At 62.1% G+C, this 18,879-nt stretch carries 21 protein-coding genes and 2 tRNA genes; 11 read left to right on the top strand and 12 right to left on the bottom strand.

The window, feature by feature from the left end:
* Positions 1 to 4: 4 nt before the first annotated feature.
* From NKJ09_RS11615 to NKJ09_RS11630, 4 genes are all read right to left on the bottom strand, one after another.
* Positions 5 to 754 carry an amino acid ABC transporter ATP-binding protein gene (locus NKJ09_RS11615; protein WP_031194215.1) on the bottom strand — a complete coding sequence of 250 codons (750 nt, stop codon included), beginning with the start codon at positions 752 to 754 and terminating at the stop codon, positions 5 to 7.
* Positions 755 to 823: 69 nt separating this feature from the next.
* Entirely contained in the window at positions 824 to 1,981 is a 1,158-nt protein-coding gene (locus tag NKJ09_RS11620) for an amino acid ABC transporter permease (RefSeq protein WP_023719747.1), read from the bottom strand.
* A gap of 4 nt (positions 1,982 to 1,985) precedes the next feature.
* Positions 1,986 to 3,173, bottom strand: coding sequence for an amino acid ABC transporter permease (locus NKJ09_RS11625; RefSeq protein WP_023719748.1), 1,188 nt, complete (start codon positions 3,171 to 3,173; stop codon positions 1,986 to 1,988).
* A gap of 80 nt (positions 3,174 to 3,253) precedes the next feature.
* Positions 3,254 to 4,282, bottom strand: coding sequence for an amino acid ABC transporter substrate-binding protein (locus tag NKJ09_RS11630; protein ID WP_023719749.1), 1,029 nt, complete (start codon positions 4,280 to 4,282; stop codon positions 3,254 to 3,256).
* 436 nt (positions 4,283 to 4,718) lie between these two features.
* Between NKJ09_RS11630 and NKJ09_RS11635 the strand changes: the two genes are divergently transcribed.
* From NKJ09_RS11635 to NKJ09_RS11650, 4 genes are all read left to right on the top strand, one after another.
* Positions 4,719 to 5,888 carry a cystathionine beta-lyase gene (locus NKJ09_RS11635; protein WP_352481770.1) on the top strand — a complete coding sequence of 390 codons (1,170 nt, stop codon included), beginning with the start codon at positions 4,719 to 4,721 and terminating at the stop codon, positions 5,886 to 5,888.
* A gap of 252 nt (positions 5,889 to 6,140) precedes the next feature.
* The gene (locus tag NKJ09_RS11640) at positions 6,141 to 6,812 is read left to right on the top strand and encodes an RNA polymerase sigma factor (RefSeq protein WP_023719752.1); all 672 of its coding nucleotides are present in this window, start codon (positions 6,141 to 6,143) and stop codon (positions 6,810 to 6,812) included.
* A 104-nt stretch (positions 6,813 to 6,916) separates the two neighbouring features.
* Entirely contained in the window at positions 6,917 to 7,441 is a 525-nt protein-coding gene (locus NKJ09_RS11645; protein ID WP_023719753.1) for a DUF4142 domain-containing protein, read from the top strand.
* An 11-nt stretch (positions 7,442 to 7,452) separates the two neighbouring features.
* Complete coding sequence (locus tag NKJ09_RS11650) at positions 7,453 to 7,767, top strand: cupredoxin domain-containing protein (RefSeq protein WP_352481771.1); 315 nt, start codon at positions 7,453 to 7,455, stop codon at positions 7,765 to 7,767.
* A gap of 108 nt (positions 7,768 to 7,875) precedes the next feature.
* On the opposite strand, the gene NKJ09_RS11655 is transcribed toward NKJ09_RS11650, so the two are convergent.
* From NKJ09_RS11655 to NKJ09_RS11665, 3 genes are all read right to left on the bottom strand, one after another.
* A complete protein-coding gene (locus NKJ09_RS11655) occupies positions 7,876 to 9,096 on the bottom strand; it encodes an anion transporter (RefSeq protein WP_352495570.1) in 1,221 nt (406 codons plus the stop codon).
* Between the two features lie 60 nt (positions 9,097 to 9,156).
* Positions 9,157 to 9,233 (bottom strand) — tRNA-Arg (locus NKJ09_RS11660).
* A gap of 54 nt (positions 9,234 to 9,287) precedes the next feature.
* Positions 9,288 to 9,593 (bottom strand): ETC complex I subunit, encoded by a 306-nt coding sequence (locus NKJ09_RS11665; protein WP_352515784.1) that lies wholly within the window; start codon positions 9,591 to 9,593, stop codon positions 9,288 to 9,290.
* 160 nt (positions 9,594 to 9,753) lie between these two features.
* Between NKJ09_RS11665 and NKJ09_RS11670 the strand changes: the two genes are divergently transcribed.
* A tRNA-Pro gene (locus NKJ09_RS11670) sits at positions 9,754 to 9,830 on the top strand.
* Positions 9,831 to 9,953: 123 nt separating this feature from the next.
* Here NKJ09_RS11670 and NKJ09_RS11675 read toward each other — a convergent pair.
* Positions 9,954 to 10,781, bottom strand: a complete 828-nt coding sequence (locus NKJ09_RS11675; protein WP_352495572.1) for an alpha/beta fold hydrolase — start codon at positions 10,779 to 10,781, stop codon at positions 9,954 to 9,956.
* A 129-nt stretch (positions 10,782 to 10,910) separates the two neighbouring features.
* Between NKJ09_RS11675 and NKJ09_RS11680 the strand changes: the two genes are divergently transcribed.
* Complete coding sequence (locus NKJ09_RS11680; RefSeq protein WP_352495573.1) at positions 10,911 to 11,882, top strand: GlxA family transcriptional regulator; 972 nt, start codon at positions 10,911 to 10,913, stop codon at positions 11,880 to 11,882.
* A gap of 240 nt (positions 11,883 to 12,122) precedes the next feature.
* Here the strand turns inward: NKJ09_RS11680 and NKJ09_RS11685 are convergent, their stop codons facing one another.
* The 4 genes from NKJ09_RS11685 to NKJ09_RS11700 all read right to left on the bottom strand — a co-directional run bounded on the left by NKJ09_RS11685 (position 12,123) and on the right by NKJ09_RS11700 (position 14,932).
* Entirely contained in the window at positions 12,123 to 12,404 is a 282-nt protein-coding gene (locus NKJ09_RS11685) for a hypothetical protein (RefSeq protein WP_352495574.1), read from the bottom strand.
* 62 nt (positions 12,405 to 12,466) lie between these two features.
* Positions 12,467 to 13,171 (bottom strand): DnaA regulatory inactivator HdaA, encoded by a 705-nt coding sequence (gene hdaA / locus NKJ09_RS11690; RefSeq protein ID WP_023719758.1) that lies wholly within the window; start codon positions 13,169 to 13,171, stop codon positions 12,467 to 12,469.
* 5 nt (positions 13,172 to 13,176) lie between these two features.
* Positions 13,177 to 14,403, bottom strand: a complete 1,227-nt coding sequence (locus tag NKJ09_RS11695; RefSeq protein WP_352481773.1) for an AI-2E family transporter — start codon at positions 14,401 to 14,403, stop codon at positions 13,177 to 13,179.
* The gene (locus NKJ09_RS11700; protein ID WP_023719760.1) at positions 14,375 to 14,932 is read right to left on the bottom strand and encodes a CDP-alcohol phosphatidyltransferase family protein; all 558 of its coding nucleotides are present in this window, start codon (positions 14,930 to 14,932) and stop codon (positions 14,375 to 14,377) included. Before NKJ09_RS11700 ends, NKJ09_RS11695 begins: the two co-directional genes overlap by 29 nt.
* A gap of 141 nt (positions 14,933 to 15,073) precedes the next feature.
* Here NKJ09_RS11700 and NKJ09_RS11705 point away from each other — a divergent pair, with 141 nt between their 5' ends.
* The 5 genes from NKJ09_RS11705 (at position 15,074) to NKJ09_RS11725 (ending at position 18,801) form a co-directional block, all read left to right on the top strand.
* A complete protein-coding gene (locus NKJ09_RS11705; RefSeq protein ID WP_352495575.1) occupies positions 15,074 to 15,766 on the top strand; it encodes a hypothetical protein in 693 nt (230 codons plus the stop codon).
* 142 nt (positions 15,767 to 15,908) lie between these two features.
* Entirely contained in the window at positions 15,909 to 16,973 is a 1,065-nt protein-coding gene (purM, locus tag NKJ09_RS11710; RefSeq protein ID WP_352472623.1) for a phosphoribosylformylglycinamidine cyclo-ligase, read from the top strand.
* A complete protein-coding gene (purN, locus tag NKJ09_RS11715; RefSeq protein ID WP_023719764.1) occupies positions 16,970 to 17,677 on the top strand; it encodes a phosphoribosylglycinamide formyltransferase in 708 nt (235 codons plus the stop codon). Before purM ends, purN begins: the two co-directional genes overlap by 4 nt.
* A 172-nt stretch (positions 17,678 to 17,849) precedes the next feature.
* Positions 17,850 to 18,401 (top strand): class I SAM-dependent methyltransferase, encoded by a 552-nt coding sequence (locus tag NKJ09_RS11720; RefSeq protein WP_352495576.1) that lies wholly within the window; start codon positions 17,850 to 17,852, stop codon positions 18,399 to 18,401.
* 196 nt (positions 18,402 to 18,597) lie between these two features.
* Positions 18,598 to 18,801 (top strand): hypothetical protein, encoded by a 204-nt coding sequence (locus NKJ09_RS11725; protein WP_352495577.1) that lies wholly within the window; start codon positions 18,598 to 18,600, stop codon positions 18,799 to 18,801.
* Positions 18,802 to 18,879: the final 78 nt, after the last annotated feature.

The following is an 18,879-nucleotide window of genomic DNA, read 5'->3' on the forward strand; positions in this document are numbered from 1 at the left end:
AGGATCAGTGCAGGATCTGCGACAGGAACAGTTTCGTGCGTTCGTGGCGCGGGTGGTCGAAGAACTCGGCCGGCGTGTTCTGCTCGACGATCTGGCCTTGGTCCATGAAGATCACCCGGTTGGCGACTTTGCGCGCAAAGCCCATTTCATGGGTGACGCAGAGCATGGTCATGCCTTCCTCGGCCAGCCCGACCATCGTCTCCAGCACTTCCTTGATCATTTCCGGGTCGAGCGCCGAGGTCGGCTCGTCGAACAGCATGATACGCGGGTTCATGCACAGCGAGCGGGCGATCGCCACGCGCTGTTGCTGGCCGCCGGAAAGCTGACCGGGATATTTGTTGGCCTGTTCCGGGATCTTGACGCGCGTGAGGAAATGCATGGCGATTTCCTCGGCCTGCTTCCGCGGCATCTTGCGCACCCAGATCGGCGCCAGCGTGCAATTCTCGAGGATGGTCAGATGCGGAAACAGGTTGAAGTGCTGGAACACCATGCCGACTTCGCGGCGCACCTCGTCGATCTTCTTCAGATCGTTGGTCAGTTCCTTGCCGTCGACTATGATCTTGCCCTTCTGGTGTTCCTCCAGCCGGTTGATGCAGCGGATCATCGTCGATTTGCCGGAGCCCGACGGGCCGCAGATGACGATGCGCTCGCCGCGCATCACCTTCAGATTGATGTCTTTCAGCACATGGAATTCGCCGTACCATTTGTGCATGGCGATGATGTCGATGGCGACATCGGTGGTGGAAATATGCATCTTGGCGGCATTGACCTTGATCTCTTCCGCGCTGACGGCGTTTTCTATGGCCATGACAAGGTCCCCTTTTTAGCGTTTGTGGCCGGTGTCGAGACGGCGTTCCGTGTACATTGAATAGCGCGACATGCCGAAGCAGAACAGCCAGAAGATGAAGGCCGCGAACACCAGGCCGGACCTGGCCGTCTGCGGCGTTGCCCAGCTGGCGTCGGAGAAGTTCTGCTTGACGATGCCGAGGAGGTCGAACATCGAGATGACGATGACCAGGCTGGTGTCCTTGAACATGCCGATGAAGGTGTTGACGATGCCGGGAATGACCAGCTTCAGCGCCTGCGGCATGACGACCAGACCCATCTTCTGCCAGTAGCTGAGGCCGAGCGAATCGGCGCCCTCATACTGGCCTTTGGGGATCGCCTGCAGGCCGCCGCGCACCACTTCGGCCATGTAGGCGGCGGCAAACAGCGACACGCCGATCAGCGCGCGCAGGAACTTGTCGAAGCTGACGCCGGCCGGCAGGAACAGCGGTAGCATCACGCTGGCAAAGAACAGCACCGTAATCAGCGGGATGCCGCGTACCGTCTCGATGAAGATCACGCACAGCAGCTTGACGATCGGCATGTTCGAGCGCCGGCCGAGCGCCAGCACGATGCCGACCGGCAGCGACACAGCGATGCCCACGAAGGACAGGCTGAGTGTCACCAGCAGTCCACCCCAAAGCGGGGTTTCGACATAGGGCAGGCCGAACATGCCGCCGAGCAGCAGAACGAAGGCGACGACCGGCAGCGCAAAAAAGAGAAGAATGGCATTCAGCCCCTTGCGCGGTACGCGCGGAATGAGCAGCGGCACCAGCAGCGCCACGAACAGGATGGCGACCAGGATCGGGCGCCAACGCTCTTCCAGGGGATAGCGGCCGAACATGAACTGGCCGAACTTGGCGTTGACGAAGGCCCAGCAGGCGCCGGTCCAGCCGTCCGGCTGGATGCCGCCCTGCGCCACGGTGGCGCAGACCGTGCGGTCCGGTCCCGTCCACTGGGCGTTGATGAAAGCCCAATTGACGATCTGCGGCAGGATCATGGCAACCAGCACGATGCCGATGATGGTCAGGATGGTGTCGCCGGTCGACGCGATCAGATTCTTGCGGACCCAGGCGCCGAGGCCGCGCTCGCTCGACGGCGCCGCCTGCGCCAGCGCCATCTCCGTCCGCACCCAGGACATATCGTGCTCTTGCATGGCCTTATCTCTCCACCAGCGCCATCCTGGCGTTCACCACGTTCATGACCGCCGACGTGATCAGGCTGAGCGCCAGGTACACCGCCATCATGATCACCACGCCTTCGACTGCCTGCCCGGTCTGGTTCAAGACCGTGCCAGCCGTCGCCGTCAGGTCCGGATAGCCGATGGCGATGGCGAGCGAGGAATTCTTGGTCAGGTTGAGGTACTGGCTGGTCAGCGGCGGAATAACGATGCGCATCGCCTGCGGCACGACGACAAGCCTGAGGATCGATCCCGAACGCAGCCCGAGTGCAGCGGCCGCCTCGGTCTGGCCTGCGCTGACGCCCCTGATGCCGGCGCGCACGATCTCGGCGATAAAGGCGGCCGTATAGCAGGACAACGCCAGATAGAGTGACAGGAACTCGGGCCTGACCTGAAAGCCACCGACGAGATTGAAGGTCGACTGCTTTGGAAATTCAAAGCTCAGCGGAAAGCCGCTCAGCGCGTAGGCCAGCAGCGGCAGGCCGACGATCAACGCTATGGATGTCCAGAACACCGGGAATGGCTGCCCCGTCGCCATCTGCCGCTGTCGCGCCTTGCGGGCGACGAACCAGGCCATGGCGATGCCGAGGAGCAGTGCGACCAGGATCAGCCAGGATCCCTCGCCCCACATAGCGCGGGGAAAATAGAAGCCGCGCTGGTTGAGAAAGGAGCCGAACGGCAAATTGATGCTGTCGCGCGGCGGCGGCAGCACGGCGAGCACGCCGGAATACCAGAAGAAGATGACCAGCAGCGGTGGGATGTTGCGGAACACCTCGACATAAACGGTGCAGATCTTCCTGATCAGCCAGTTATGCGACAGCCGGCCTATGCCGACGATGAAACCGATGATGGTGGCGGTGATGATGCCGACGACAGCAACGATCACGGTGTTGATAAAGCCAACCAGGATGGCACGGAAATAGGTCGAATCCGATGAATAAGCGATGGCGCTTTCGCTGATGTCGAAGCCGGCGCGGCCCTTGAGAAAGCCGAAGCCGGAAGCGATGTGCAGCCGCGTCAAATTGGCGATGACGTTGTGGGTGACCCACCAGACACCCGCTACCAGCAGGACGAGGACCAGTGCTTGAAAGAATATGCCGCGGACGCGAGGATCATTGATGAAGGAACCGCGGCTTGGCTCCTCGCGAAGAATTTCCTGCGATGCCATTAAACCACCACCCTTCTGGCGACCATCCCCTGGAAAGAGAAACCGGAAGGCAGGAAGCTGCCTTCCGGATCACATTTCGATCAGCGGATCGGCGGAGCGTATTGCAGGCCACCCTTGGTCCACAACGCGTTGATGCCGCGCGCGATCTTCAGCGGGCTGCCCGAACCGACATTGCGTTCGAACATTTCGCCGTAGTTGCCAACTGCTTTGACGATGTTGACGACCCAGTCGTTGGAGACGCCGAGATCGGTGCCGATCTTGGTGTCGGCTTCCTGGCCGAGCACGCGCTTGATCTCAGGATTGTCCGAGTTCTTCATCTCGTCGACATTAGCCTGGGTGATGCCCAGTTCCTCGGCCTGCAACAGCGCAAAGTAGGTCCACTTGACGATGTGGTACCACTGGTCGTCACCCTGGCGCACGGCCGGGCCGAGCGGTTCCTTGGAGATGATCTCGGGCAGCACGACATGGTCGGCCGGCGCGCTGAGCGTCAGGCGGATGCCGTAGAGACCCGACTGGTCGGTGGTGTAGACGTCGCAGCGGCCGGCGTCATAGGCGGCGTTGACCTCATCCAGCTTTTCGAAGACGACGGGGTTGTATTCCATCTTGTTCGCCTTGAAGTAGTCGGCGAGATTGAGCTCGGTCGTGGTGCCGCTCTGCACGCAGACCGCCGCGCCCGAAAGCTGCAGCGCCGAATTGACGCCCGGCAGTTTCTTGGCGTTGATCATGAAGCCCTGACCGTCATAATAGGTGACGCCGACGAAGTTCAGGCCAAGTGCCGTATCGCGGTTGATGGTCCAGGTGGTGTTGCGCGACAGGATGTCGACCTCGCCCGACTGCAGCGCGGTGAACCGCTCCTTGGCGCTGAGCGGCGTGAATTTGACTTTGGTGCCATCGCCGAAGACGGCGGCCGCCACGGCGCGGCAGAAATCCACATCGATGCCTTTCCATTCACCCTTGTCGTCCGGCGCCGCGAAGCCAGCAAGACCTGTGTTGGTGCCGCACTGGATGAAGCCTTTCGCCTTGACGTCGTCGAGCGTGCTCGCGGATGCGGCCGAAGCCGCGAATCCAAACGCGGCGGCGCCCAAAACGCCGATTGCAATGTGTTTCATGACCCACAGACCCTTTTCTGTTTTTTCCAGGCGAACCTGACTTTTTCCCGTGTGAACGCAGCTTCGTATCCCGGCCCATTACCGGAATCCCGCATCGTAACCGACGCGCTGTCTCCCATTCACGAACAACATCGAAGGCGATTATTCCTGTGAGGTCAAGGGAAATGACCAAATCCGAAAGACTTTGAAAACCAACTGGCTGAAATGCCTGAATCGCAGACAAACGCGCCCGCAAATCGGTCAACGCGCCGATAAAGCCGGCAAAATCCGATCGCGCCTTCCCGACCGCGACTTCCCGACCGCGCCGGGCGCCCTGCGGATCTACGGCGCATTGCTGAATTGGCATATTCAAGACCTTTGCCTGGCGAGTGCGGTGCGGTTGCGCGGCCAATGCCGCCGCACTATGGCTAACGACCTACTCACGGGACGAAATGCAATGGCAAAAGACGGCAGCGAGATGGGCATCAACACGCGGCTCGCCCATTCCGGCAACAACCCGCATGACTATTTCGGCTTCGTCAACCCGCCGGTGGTGCATGCCTCGACCGTGCTTTATCCCAACGCGGCGGCGATGGCTTCACGCAGCCAGAAATACACCTACGGAACGCGGGGCACGCCGACCACCGATGCGCTGAACAGCGCGATCGATGCGCTGGAAGGCTCTGCGGGCACGGTCGCGGTTCCATCGGGCCTGGCGGCGGTGACGCTGCCGCTGCTCGCCTTCCTGTCGGCCGGCGATCATCTGCTGATCGTCGATTCCGTCTATCACCCGACCCGCAATTTCGCCGACACGATGCTGAAGCGGCTGGGCATCGAGGTCGAGTATTACGAACCGCGCATCGGCGCCGGCATCGCGGCGCTGATCAAGCCCAACACCAGGGTGGTGTTCACCGAATCGCCGGCCTCCAACACTTTCGAGGTGCAGGACATACCGGCCATCGCCAAGGCAGCGCATGCCGCCGGCGCCATCGTCATGATGGACAACACATGGGCGACGCCGCTCTACTTCCGCCCGCTCGACCATGGCGTCGACATCTCGATCCATGCGGCGACGAAATACCCGGCCGGCCATTCCGACGTGCTGCTCGGCACGGTCTCGGCCAACGCAGCCTGCTGGAAGCAGCTTTGCGAGACGTTCAACACGATGGGATGCTGCGCCGGGCCGGATGACGTCTACCAGGTGCTGCGCGGCCTGCGCACAATGGGCGTGCGGCTGGAGCACCATCAAAAGAGCGCGCTTGCCCTCGCCGGCTGGCTGGAGGGCCAGCCGGGCGTGGCGCAGGTGCTGCATCCGGGGCTGCCCAGCCATCCCGACCACGTTTTGTGGAAGCGCGATTTTTGCGGATCGAGCGGCATCTTCTCTATCGTCCTTGCAGGCGGCGGACAGAAGCAGCAGCACGCCTTCCTCGACGCGTTGAAGTTTTTCGGCCTCGGCTATTCCTGGGGCGGCTATGAGAGCCTTGCCGTGCCGGTATTCCTGGGCGACCGTACCGTCGCCAAGGGCCCGTATGACGGACCGCTGGTGCGCCTGCAGATCGGGCTCGAGGATGTCGAGGATTTGAAGGCCGACCTGGCGCGCGGGCTGGCGGCGGCCGCAGAGGCCTGAGCCAGCACCTTGCCAGACTGAGTCAGGAATCGGCGTAACAGCCTGGAAACACTGCGATCCTGAGCGGTGTCATGGCGACCGATCAGCCGATGAAGCGGCGTCTACAAAATAGAGACGCCGGCGTGGCGGAAGCGATAGAATAGCTTCTGCCGGCGCTTGATGCGGATCGAGGCTGGCCGGCGGATCGGTCGGGAACCTTTTGTCGGCCGATGCATCCAATATCCCGATGAGAAGCCTATCAGGAGATCGCCAATGCCGGCTGTGTTGACGGCAACGTCCGCCGCTTCCGGCGACATGCAGCTTGTCGGCCGCGCGCTGGCACGCGATGGCGATGCATTCCGCACCATCATCAAGACGCACAACCAGAGGCTCTACCGCATCGCCCGCGGCGTTGTGCGCAACGACAGCGAGGCCGAGGACATCGTCCAGGAGGCCTATGTCAGGGCGTTTGCCCACCTCGAGGCCTTTCGTGGCGATGCCTCGCTCGCCACGTGGCTGTCGCGTATCGTCATCAACGAAGCGCTCGGCCGCTTGCGCAAAAGGCGGCGAATGGTGGCGATACCTGAAAATCCGCAAGCCGAAATCATCCGGTTTCCCCTCAACCCGAGCGACGATCCGGAGCGGACGATGGCGCAACGGCAGATCCTTGAGCTTGTCGAACGGGCAACCGACAGTCTTCCCGATGTCTACCGGCTGGTGTTCGTGGCGCGAGTCATCGAGGGGCTGAGCATCGAGGAGACCGGCGAACTGCTTGGCGTGCGACCAGAAACCATCAAGACCCGGCTGCACCGCGCTCGTGCGCTGGTGCGCAAGGCGCTGGACGACCAGATCGGCCCGGTGCTGCTCGACGCGTTTCCGTTCGCGGGCCGGCGCTGTGAACGGCTGACCAATGCCGTGATGCAGCGGCTTGGTCTTTCCGGATAGGTCGCGTCGATTTTCGCGGGAACGTTTTCCGGCGACCTGCATCCAATGAGCATCACTGAAAACGAAGCCCGATGCAGCTCGGCGTCGGGGCGAAGGAGAGCATCATGTTTATTCGATCGACCACGGCACTGGCCGCATTTTTCCTGCTTAGCGCAGCGCCCTTGTCGCAAGCTGCCGACAAGCCGACCGATCCGCAGATCGCACATATCGCCTACACAGCGGGCGTGCTTGACGTCGAGGCGGCCAAGCAGGCGCTGCAGAAATCGAAAAACAAAGAGGTCGTAGATTTCGCCAAGGACATGGTGCGGGATCACGAGGCCGTCAACAAACAGGCTCTCGACCTGGTCAAGAAGCTCAAGGTCACGCCTGAGGACAATCCGACCAGCAAAGCGCTGACCAAGGCGGCGGCCGAGGAACGTGCCAAGCTTGCCAAGCTCAAGGGCGCGGCGTTCGACAAGGCCTATGTCGCCAGCGAGGTGGCCTACCACAAGCAGGTCAATGGCGCGCTCGAAACTCTGCTGATCCCGTCGGCCGGCAATGCCGAGCTGAAGAGCCTGCTGGAAACCGGCCTGAAAATATTCCAGGGCCACGAACAGCACGCCGAACACGTCGCCGGTATGCTGAAGTGAGGATCGGGCCAATGGTGTCGAGGCGGCATCTGTGGGTTGCGCTGGCGCTGACCATCGGCGCCGCACCTGCTAAGGCCGAAACCATTGAGGTGACGATCGACAAGGTTGTGTTTTCGCCCGGAAACATCGAGGCGAAGGTCGGCGACACGATCAAGTGGGTGAACAAGGACGTGTTCGCCCACACGGCAACCGTCAACGGCGGCTGGGAAGTGATGATCCCGCCGAAGCAGGCAGCAAGCCTGATGGTGAAGAAGGCCGAATCGGTCGATTATTTCTGCCGCTTCCATCCCAATATGAAGGGCCATGTGACGGTGACATCGCCCTGACTGGCTAATGCCTGTCGCGCAAAAGTGTGCAGCGGTTTTGCGATAACGACATGCATAAAACAAGAGCCTAAAGCGCGTCGCATGAGGCCGGTCGAACGCGACGTGCTTTTAGGCCGCCAGCCATGCCGTCCCGACAAGAAGCGTGACCAGCGTCAATGGCAGGCCAACCTTGAAGAAGGCGATGAAGCCCAGCGGCTTGCCGGAGACCCGCGCGTGCTCGGCAACGATCAGATTGGCGACCGAGCCGAGCAGCGTGAAATTGCCGGCCAGGGTCGAGCTCATGGCGACGACCAGCCAGGCACGCTCTGGATTCTCCAGGCCGGGTATGAACGGCCGCAGCGCCAGCACGGCCGGAACGTTGCTCATGATGTTGGACAGCACTGCGGTGAAGCCGGACAGCCGCCAGACATCATTCAGCCCAAGGTCCTTTGCCGAAGCGACGATGTCGGGCGTCAGCAATGTCTTTTCGGCACCGGCGACGACGATGAACAGCCCGGCGAACATGAACAGCAGCGGCCCGTCGATCTCGCGATAGATGCGCTCAGGCTTGATGGCGCGGGTCAGCAACAGAATCGCACCGCCAATCAGCGCCGCCTTGGCTACGGGAACGCCGGCAAAGAAAGCGACCGCCAAACCGATACAGACGACCACCGCCTTGAGCACCTGCCCCGGCAGCATGCGGCCGCGATAGACTTCGGGGCTGAGCTCGGCCTTGCGCGAAAATTCGGCGCGGTAGACGATGCGGATGATGACGATGACGGCGAAGAGGCCGAACGCCGCGACCGGTGCAAGTGCCGCCGAGAAGGCCGGATAGGAAATCCCCGACAGGGCGCCGATGACCATGTTCTGCGGATTGCCGGTGATGGTGGCGACACTGCCGCAATTCGAGGCCGTGGCGGTGGCGATCAGATAGGGAACCGGGTTGCGGTTGATGACGCGGGTGACATGGACGACGATCGGCGCCATGACCAGGCAGATGGCGTCGTTGACCAGGAATGCCGACAGGACGCCGGTCAACAGCGTCACCATCACCAGCAGCATGAATGGCGCATGCGCATGCTCAATGGCGAACCCGCCGAGCGCGCGAAAAGCGCCGGACACTTTCAGATGCGCCACGACGATCATCATGCCGAGCAAAAGCGTGATGGTGTCGAAGCTGATGGCGCGGTAGGCGTCCTCCATGCTGAGCGCGCCGATGGCGATCATCGCCGCACCGCCGAGCAGCGCGATGCCTGCCCGGTCGAGGCGCAGCCCTGGTATCGTGCCGATGGCGACGCCGGCATAGGTCAGGACCAGGATCAGCAATGCCGCCGCGCCCATCGCTGTCATGTGTTGGAAATCCTGTTCGCGACTGGCGAGTGAACCTGTCCGGAATGGACGCTGAAATATTGGCGATCCCGACAGGATTCGAACCTGTGACCATCGGCTTAGAAGGCCGGTGCTCTATCCAGCTGAGCTACGGGACCGCTGGCCGGCCGCATGACCGGCTGATTGTTGGCGCCGGCAGGGCCGGTATGAGATCAATGCGTCCAGGGCGTCCTGCGGTCATAGCGGAAATTCTCCGCATAGGAAATCTGGCGGCGTTTGATTTCCTTCGGCTCCTCGACGCGGAAAGACAGCCCTTCCTTCTCGGCATAGGCGACCGCCTCTTCCCTGGTGTCAAAGGTCAGCCTGATCTGGCTTCGCATGTCGCCGGACGTGGTGTAGCCCATCAGCGGATCGATCTTCTTGCGCTGCTCCGGATCGAATTCCAGCACCCAATAGCCGGTCTTGGCCTTGCCGGACTGCATCGCGGTTTTGGCTGGGCTGAAAATGCGGGCTGACATGACCACCTCATTGCTGGTTGCAAGCACACGACCTCGAAACCAGATTACTATTCTCTGGCCATGCACTAGCCCGTCATTACTGCGCAATGGCGCCGGCAGCAAGGCCGATGGCTTTTTACGCTTGCTTTGGCGGGCCGAAATCAATAGGCAACAGACCGTTCGGAGTGTAGCGCAGCCTGGTAGCGCATCTGGTTTGGGACCAGAGGGTCGGGAGTTCGAATCTCTCCACTCCGACCATTCATCAAGCAAATCTCGTCGGCAGCGCAAGCTGATCACGCTCGAGCGTGATCCGTCGCCGTATCATGCTCAGGCAACGGACGGACAGCACGAGCCTGCGCTGCCCGTCCGATATGGAAGATGTCAGCCCTGGATGAAGGCCAGCAGATCCGGATTGATGATCTCCGGATGGGTGGTGCACATGCCGTGCGGCAGGCCCTTGTAGATCTTGAGCGTGCCGTGCTTCACCAGCTTGGCCGCAAGCAGCGCGGAATCGGCGATCGGCACGATCTGGTCGTCGTCGCCATGCATGATCAGGACGGGAACCTCGATCTTTTTGAGATCGTCGGTGAAATCGGTCTCCGAGAATGCCTTGATGCAGTCGTAATGGGCCTTGGCTCCGCCCATCATGCCCTGGCGCCACCAATTGTCGACGGCGCCTTGCGAGATCTTGGCGCCGTCGCGGTTGAAGCCATAGAACGGGCCGGCCGGCACATCCCTGTAGAACTGGGCGCGATTAGCGGCCAGAGCCGCGCGAAAGCCGTCGAAGACTTCGATCGGCAAGCCGCCGGGGTTGCTGTCGGTCTTGACCATAATCGGCGGCACGGCGCCGATCAGCACCGCCTTGGCAACACGGCCTCCGCCGCCATAAAGCGCGACGTAACGCGCCACCTCGCCGCCACCGGTCGAGTGGCCGATGTGGATCGCATCCCTGAGATCGAGATGCGCCGCGAGCGCCGCAACATCGGCGGCGTAGGTGTCCATCTCATTGCCGGTCGCGGTCTGCGACGAGCGGCCGTGGCCGCGGCGGTCATGGGCGATGACGCGGTAGCCCTTTTCGACGAAGAACAGCATCTGGTTGTCCCAGTCGTCTGAGCTCAGCGGCCAGCCGTGATGGAACACGATCGGCTGGCCCTTGCCCCAATCCTTATAGAAAATCTCGGTGCCGTCATGGGTGGTGAATGTGCTCATCGTCCTACTCCTTGATGGAAAGCTGGGAGGTAACAGGGAAGCTTTTAGCCCCTTCAGCTGGACAAATTATAACAGTGCGGTCAGGGTGAGCATTGGCAAAACGGACATTCAACGTGGCAAAACTGACAAATGACGGCTGCGCGTGATCTGATCGAAATCGGCCTTGTCTTGTATCCCGGCGTGCAGGAAGCAGCCGTGCTCGGCCTGACCGATCTTTTCATGCTGGCAAACCGGCTGGCTGTCGAGCGGTCGCCGGAGGCGGCGAGGCTTCGCGTCAGCCATTGGCAATTGGACGCGGGCAATACCGTAATCCGCACCTTCGACAGCGACCCCGGCGCCGACAATGAACCGGCCATGGTCATCCTGCCGCCGACCCTGCTGCAGCCGATCCCTCGCGAGGCGGCCGCGCCCTATGCCGGCTGGCTCAGGGACCGTCATGCGGCAGGCGCGACGCTCGGTTCGGTCTGTGCCGGCGCCTTCGTGCTTGCCGAGACCGGCCTGTTGTCCGGTCGCGCCGCGACAACGCACTGGGCCTATCGCGACGCGCTGGCGCTACGCTTTCCAGACATCTTGCTCGACGCCGACAGGCTGGTCATCGACGATGGCGACATCATCACCGCGGGCGGCTACATGGCCTGGACCGACCTCGGCCTCAAGCTCGTGGACAGGGTGCTCGGGTCAACCGTCATGATGGACACGGCGCGTTTCATGCTGGTCGATCCGCCGGGCCGCGAGCAACGTTTTTACAGCCCGTTTGCGCCGCGATTGACCCATGACGACGAAGCGATCCTCAAGGTGCAGCATTGGCTGCAGGCGAACGGCGCGCGCGACGTGACGCTCGGCGCCATGGCCGAGCATGCGGGGCTGGAGGAGCGGACCTTTCTGCGACGCTTCCGAAACGCCACTGGCCTCAGGCCGACCGAATATTGTCAGCACCTGCGGGTCGGCAAGGCGCGCGAGATGCTGGAAACCACGATACGATCGATCGACCAGATCGCCTGGGAGGTCGGCTATGACGATCCCGGCTCCTTCCGCAAGGTATTCGCCAGGATAACCGGCCTGGTGCCCGGCGATTATCGCCGGCGCTTTGGCGTGGAATGAGCTGTGATTGTGGGTGGAGAGAGCTGAGGCCCGGCCGCCGCGCAATGGCGCTATCGATTCGATGCTGCCAAAGGCAAGCTCGCCGGGAAGAGAACCCCAACCACCCCATCTCCCGGCGAGCCTACTTACCTGATTGATACGCAATCAGGACCGGGATCAGCCGGCAAGCTCTTTGTTGCAAGACAGATGCCAGTCTTTCTTCTCGAAATGGGACACAGACGGGAATGAGCTCCCTGATGTTCACGCCGAGGCTTTTTGCCTGATGTGCCGGATCAGTCGAATTCCTGAAATTAGCAGCAATGCGCCTCCGACTTCCACGACCAGGATCACGGCCGAGCCCCAGGGAATAGCTGGCCAAAACTCCGAAAAGGCTTGCCTGAGCCAGGTGCTATGAGCAGGCTCCTCGCCGTAGGTCCTGAGCATCAAGTCCGCGTAATCGAAGATCTCTTGGACCACGATCGCCGACCAGAACAGCGATGAGACAAGCCATATCAGTGCGATTCGTCTGACGATCGGGCTCATTCCAATACCTACTGTCAAAAAGATCGACTTGATTAGCACACCCGCCAAACGAGATCATCCCGCTATATCTCGAACTCGCCCTGCCCTTCATCCATGGCGCTGACCGTCTCGGCTGCGAGCGCTCGCGTTATCGGCGTCTTGCGCTCGAGCGCGGTGCGGTCGAGCCGTTCGACCACCCGCATGGCGGTGGCCAGCGAGCGTTCGATGCGGCGCACCAGGTATTGCACGACATGCGGCTCGACCTCGACCTGGCGGTCGGCGAACAGTTTTGTGATGACGCCGGCCAGCAAGAGATCGTCGGGCTCGTGGATCTCGACGGTAGCCGCCGCCTTGAGCCGCGACGCCAGGTCGGGCAGCCTGACGCCCCAGGCGGAGGGAAAGCGGCGCGCCGTCAACAGTAAGGTCGAGCCGGCGCCGCGCACCGCATTGATCAGGTGGAACAGGCCGTGCTCGTCGACCGGGCCGGCGTCGACATCGTCGATCAGGGCCGGATGCGCGCCGAGATTTTCGATACAGTCGCCGATGCGGGCGGCCTCCACTTTCACCGCGTCGGCGCGGGTCCGCCAGATCGAGGCCAGATGGGTTTTTCCCGAGCCGGCCGGCCCAGCCAGCACGACAACCGGCGACGGCCAGTCCGGCCAGCGGTCGACAAGCGCCGCGGCCTGGCTGTTGGTGGCGGAGACGACGAGCTCGTCACGCGAATAGCCGGTGCCGTGGCCTAGATCGAGCGGCAATTGGCGCGGCGGATCGATCTTGTTGTCCGGCATCTGGCTCAACCGCGCGCGCCCCCGCGGCGCCGAACCGGCAGCGGCGGCACCGGCTCGTCGGCATGGCCCTTGTAGAGCGGCGATTCGAGATAGCGCGCGATGGCGAAACGCACCAGAACGGCAACGGCGGCGGAAGCCGGAACGGCGATCAGCAGGCCGACGAAGCCGAACAGCGCGCCGAAGGCAAACAGCGCAAACATCAGCCATACCGGATGCAGGCCGACGCTTTTGCCGACTAACCGCGGCTGCAGGATGTTGCCCTCGATGAACTGGCCGACGAAGAACACGCCTGCCACTGCCGCGATCATGGTCCAGTCCGGCCAGAACTGGACGAAGGCAACGCCGACAGCCAGCACCAGCCCGGTCAGCGAGCCGACATAGGGGATGAACGAGATCAGCCCGGCGAACAGGCCGATGAGGATGCCGAAATTCAGGCCCGTCAGCGTCAGGCCGGTGGCATACATGGCGCCGAGCACCAGGCAGAGCGTACCCTGGCCGCGCACGAAGCCGGCGGTCGCGGTGTTGATGTCCCTGGCGATCGCCCGGACCGTCTTGACATAGTCGCGCGGCACCCAGCCGTCGACGATTGCCACCATGCGGTCCCAGTCGAGCAGCATGTAGAAGGCGACGACCGGCGTCACCACGAACAGGCTGACAACCGAGACCAGCGCCACGCCGGAGCTCCAGATCGAGGTGAAGACCGTAGTCAGGAGACCGAAGCCGGAGGTCAGCAGCGAGTTCAGCCCTTCGCGCAGGCCATTGGCGTCGACGCCGAATTTCTCTTCCAGCCATTTCGGGTCGAAACTGGTGATCAGGCTCTGCAGCCGGGTCAGATAGTCCGGCAGCTTGCTGGCGAAATCAGCCATCTGCGAGGCGAGCACCGGAACCAGGATGACGACGGCCAGCACCAGGACGACGATAAAGGCGATGAGGATGACCACCGTCGCCATCAGCCTGGACAGGCCGAGCCGCTCCAGCCGGTCAGCGACAGGGTCGAGGAAATAGGCGAGCACCATGCCGGCGACGAAGGGCAGAAGGATGCCGCTGAAGACATAGAGGAAGACGGCGAGGATGATGGCGCTGACCAGCCAGAAGCGGATCTGGCGCCGAAACGACGCCGATGCCGCAGCCTCCGCTGCCGCGGCTTCGGCCTCGGCGTCGATCGACCGTTCGTCGGGTGCCTGGTGTTCAGGTGCCCCGCGTTCAGGTGCCGGGTGTGGAGCCTTCGCCATAGCCGCTCATATGCCTCAGCCAAGCCACGAGATAGGCCGCGGCCGAAGCCACGGTCAAGACCCCGGACAGCAATATGAGGGCCGGCCTCAGCGGATCGAGACGGATGTCAAAGGCGAGTTCGCCCAACACCACTGCCGCCAGCACGATCTGGATCGCGGTGTTGGCCTTCGACACCAGGAGCGGCTTCATCTCAACCGGATGCGCCATGACGGTGGACAAAAGCACGGCGCAGACGATCAGCGCGTCGCGCGACACCATGGTGATGACCAGCCATAGCGGCAACTCGCCGCTGATGCCCATGACCACGAAGACGGAGACCAGCAGCAGCTTGTCGGCCATCGGGTCGAGATAGGCGCCGAGCCTGGAAAACTGATTGAAATGGCGGGCGATGAAGCCGTCGACGCCGTCGGAAATGCCGGCAATGAGGAAGCCGGCAAAGGCCCAGTCCCAGCGTTCCTGCAGCATGGCCAGCACCACGGCCGGCACCAGCACGAAGCGCATGATCGTGATCATGTTGGGGATGGTCAAACGCATTATCCCGTCGCTCTTGTTTGTCGATACATGATGGAGATGGAGGGTCACGGCAAGTGAGAAGCGACAAAAGTTGGGCCGTGCACGGGTTTGTCGAGAGCGCACTGGCCGCGAAGCTATTTTGGAACAAGCGGCGCAGTGGCTGGACTCTTCGGCAACCATCAAGGCACCATGGCGCAACAAAGAGGGAGTGGAACCTTGTCTTTGGCCGTTGGCGAAGCGCGTAAGTATCTCGATACGTTCATGATGGGACATGGCTTTCGCCGCATCCGGAAAGGCGTCTTCGAAGTCGACCGGAGCGACGATATCAGCCTGATTCTCGAAGAAGCCTTTACTGCAAGCTCTGGCGATGTTCATGTGAACATGCTCGTTTACCTGGACTTTCTTACCGTCAGGCCGTTGCTTGAAAGGCTGTACGGCAAAAAATGGATCTGGCCCGGACTGTCGCAGTTTCATCCCGAAACGATATTTAACAATGAGCTGAAAGCTTATGCTCGTTACTTCGAGAACCTTGACCAGATGAGCATAGATAGGTTGCTGGGGAAATATGTCGAGCTGGCGCGACGGATCAGGGCTCAGAATCCGGACCTCGCCAGTTACGTCGCCGGACATAGCGAGCTGCTCGACAAACCTTACGAATTCACACAGCCCTTCGCAGTTCGGATCCTCGCGCTGATTGCCTGCGAAATCGAACTTGGGCACTACGAGCGGGTGAGGCAGGCTGTGCACTGGATTCGAACGAACAATAGCGGAATAGCGCTGAGCGGCTACGCCAAGGCACAACTCGACCGCGTCGACATGGTTCTGGCGGAACGAGAGGGGCGTCCATAAGGGCGGCAGTGTCCACTCTTTTGTCGAGCCAAGACCGTCTGATCCCGCCGTCATCCTTGCGAGGTGCGGCCGTTCATGCGAAGAGCCCGCAAGCGAATGAAACCAGCGACAGGCAAGCGCAACAGATGAGCAGGCGCCGGAAATGAGCAAGCGCAAGAACGGGCTCACCTATGCCGAAGCGGGCGTCGACATCGATGCCGGCAATCTCATGGTCGAGAAGATCAAGCCGCTGGTGCGCGCGACCCGCCGGCCGGGCGCCGATGGCGAGATCGGCGGCTTCGGCGGCCTGTTCGACCTAAAGGCCGCCGGCTTCACCGATCCGGTGCTGGTCGCCGCCAATGACGGCGTCGGCACCAAGCTGAAGATCGCCATCGACGCCGGCAAGCACGATACGATCGGCATCGACCTCGTCGCCATGTGCGTCAACGACATCGTCGTGCAGGGCGCCGAACCGCTGTTCTTCCTCGACTATTTCGCCACCGGCAAGCTCGATCCCGACCAGGGTGCTTCGATCGTCGGCGGCATTGCCGCCGGCTGCCGGCAGGCCGGTTGCGCGCTGATCGGCGGCGAGACGGCGGAAATGCCGGGCATGTATCACGACAAGGACTACGACCTTGCCGGCTTTGCCGTCGGTGCCGCCGAACGCGGCCAGCTGCTGCCGACCGACGACATCGTCGAGGGCGACGTGCTGCTCGGCCTTGCCTCGTCGGGCCTGCATTCGAACGGCTTTTCGCTGGTCCGCCGCATCGTCGCGGTAAGCGGCCTTGGCTGGGGCGATCCGGCGCCGTTCAATGACGAGGCGACACTGGCCGAGGCGCTGCTCGAGCCGACGCGCATCTACGTCAAGTCGATCCTCAAGGCGATCCGCAACACGCATGGCATAAAGGCGCTGGCCCATATCACCGGCGGCGGCTTTCCAGAAAACATCCCGCGCGTTCTGCCCAAGGATTTTTCGGCCGAGCTCGATCTTGGCGCCATCGAAGTGCCGCCGGTGTTTTCGTGGCTGGCCAAGACCGGCGGCGTCGCGCCGGAAGAGATGATGCGCACCTTCAATTGCGGCATCGGCATGATCCTGGTCGTCGCCTCCGGCCAGGCGGCGCAGGTCGCCGCCGTTCTGCAGGAGGCCGGCGAGACGGTGACGCCGATCGGCCAGATCGTGCCGCGCCGCGATGCCGGCGTCATCTATCGGGGCTCGATCGGCCTATGACCAGAAAACGCACCGTAGTGCTTATTTCGGGGCGCGGCTCCAACATGACGGCGCTGATCGCGGCCGCCGGCAGCCCGGCCTATCCGGCCGAGATCGTCGGCGTCATCTCCGATCGCGCCAATGCCGCCGGCCTCGGCATCGCCGCGGCTCGCGGCATCGCCACTAAGGTGATTTCGCGCTCCGACTATGCCAGCAAGGAAGCGCATGACGGGGCGATCGATGCGGCCCTCTTGTCGTTCGGCGCCGAAATCGTCGCGCTGGCCGGCTATATGCGCATCCTCGGCGCGCGTTTCGTCGAGAAGTGGCAGGGCCGGATGGTCAATATCCACCCTGCCCTGCTGCCTGCCTTCAAGGGGCTGGATACGCACGCGCGAGCCATCCGCGCAGGCATGCGCATCCATGGCTGCACAGTGCATTTCGTCACGCTCGACATGGATGACGGGCCGATCATCGCCCAGGCCGCAGTGCCGGTGATGGTCGGCGACAATGAGGACACGCTGGCCGCGCGCGTGCTCAAGGCCGAGCACCAGCTCTATCCGCTGGCGCTGGGCCTGGTCGCCGAAGGCAAGGCGCGGATGGAAGGCGGCCGCACGGTGTTTTCGCGCTTCGCCGACGATGCCGACAACGCCACGTCGGTGGTGATCGCGCCCGACCCGCTGCGTGAAGAGACCGATCTTGAGCACCTGGCGCGGATAACGCCGTGATTGCTTTTCAATCGGCTGGGTCGTGAACCCCACAAATTAGCCGTGCGGTGGGCTGCGAAAGCCTGCTGTGTCTCGATAGCGGCCAGATTTTCGGCAGCACAGCGCAAGGACGCGATGTGCCAAAGGCAGACGCCAGTGATATTGATTTCGGGTATAACGAGGTATGACGTCCGTGCCCGAAACGACAGACTATGACACCATCGCCGGGCGTTACTCGGCGATGATCGATGAGCGGCCCTGGAATGCTCTCTACGAGCGCCCGACGACCTTGCATCTCCTGCCACCGGTCGACAATATCGATGTTCTTGATGCCGGTTGCGGTCACGGCTGGTACGCCGATTGGCTGATGTGCCACGGTGCTCGCGTGGTTGCTGTCGACCGTAGCGCCGCAATGGTTGCTCTCGCGCAAAAGCGCGTCGCAGGTCGCGCCCGCGTGATCCAGGGCGACGTGAGCAATCTGCAAGGTATCCTCGGCGACGAGACTTTTGACCTCGTGCTATCTTCGCTCGTCCTCCATTACCTAGCGGACCTACCAGCCGTTTTTTCTGAATATGCGCGGCTGCTTCGACCAACTGGCACGCTGGTATTTTCGACGCATCACCCAGTTCACGATCAAGTCAGCATTCTCGATCCTGGATATTTGAATGCCGAACTGATCGAGGAGGAATGGGGATGGCTCGGGCAGAATGCGCTACTATCGAAGGCCGCTACGCGATCTGACTGACCCTCTTGCGGATGCTGGATTTGTCATTGAGCGGATGTGCGAGCCGACGCCAAGTGAGGAACTGAGACTGAAGGACCCAAAGGGATATGATCGACTTTGCCGCCTCCCGGCGTTCATTTTCGTGCGCGCCCGGAAGGGCAGCTCATAGACGATGCGACGTCGCCGACAGCACAGGTAAGTCATAGGAGACAGCTTGATGGCGACCGTCGAAAAAGTCAGCGAGGTGCTACCCGAATGCGGGCTTGGCCAGCCCTTGCGCATAGCCGAAGCGGAGCGATTACGGAAAGCCTGGGCGGAGGGGCTGGAGAGTGGTCCGTCCGCCCCGTTCGACATCGAGGATATAAAACAAAAAGCCCGCAGCAGGTTCGGCAACGCCATCAAAAACCAGCGGAATGGCTGACATCCGGATCGTTGACGGCAAATTATCTCGTGCTTTATTGACTGGCCGAACAATGCGTCGAGATTGTCCGCGTCGTGC

Source organism: Mesorhizobium sp. M0189, from assembly GCF_040322135.1.
In the GTDB taxonomy this organism is placed as follows: Bacteria; Pseudomonadota; Alphaproteobacteria; order Rhizobiales; family Rhizobiaceae; genus Mesorhizobium.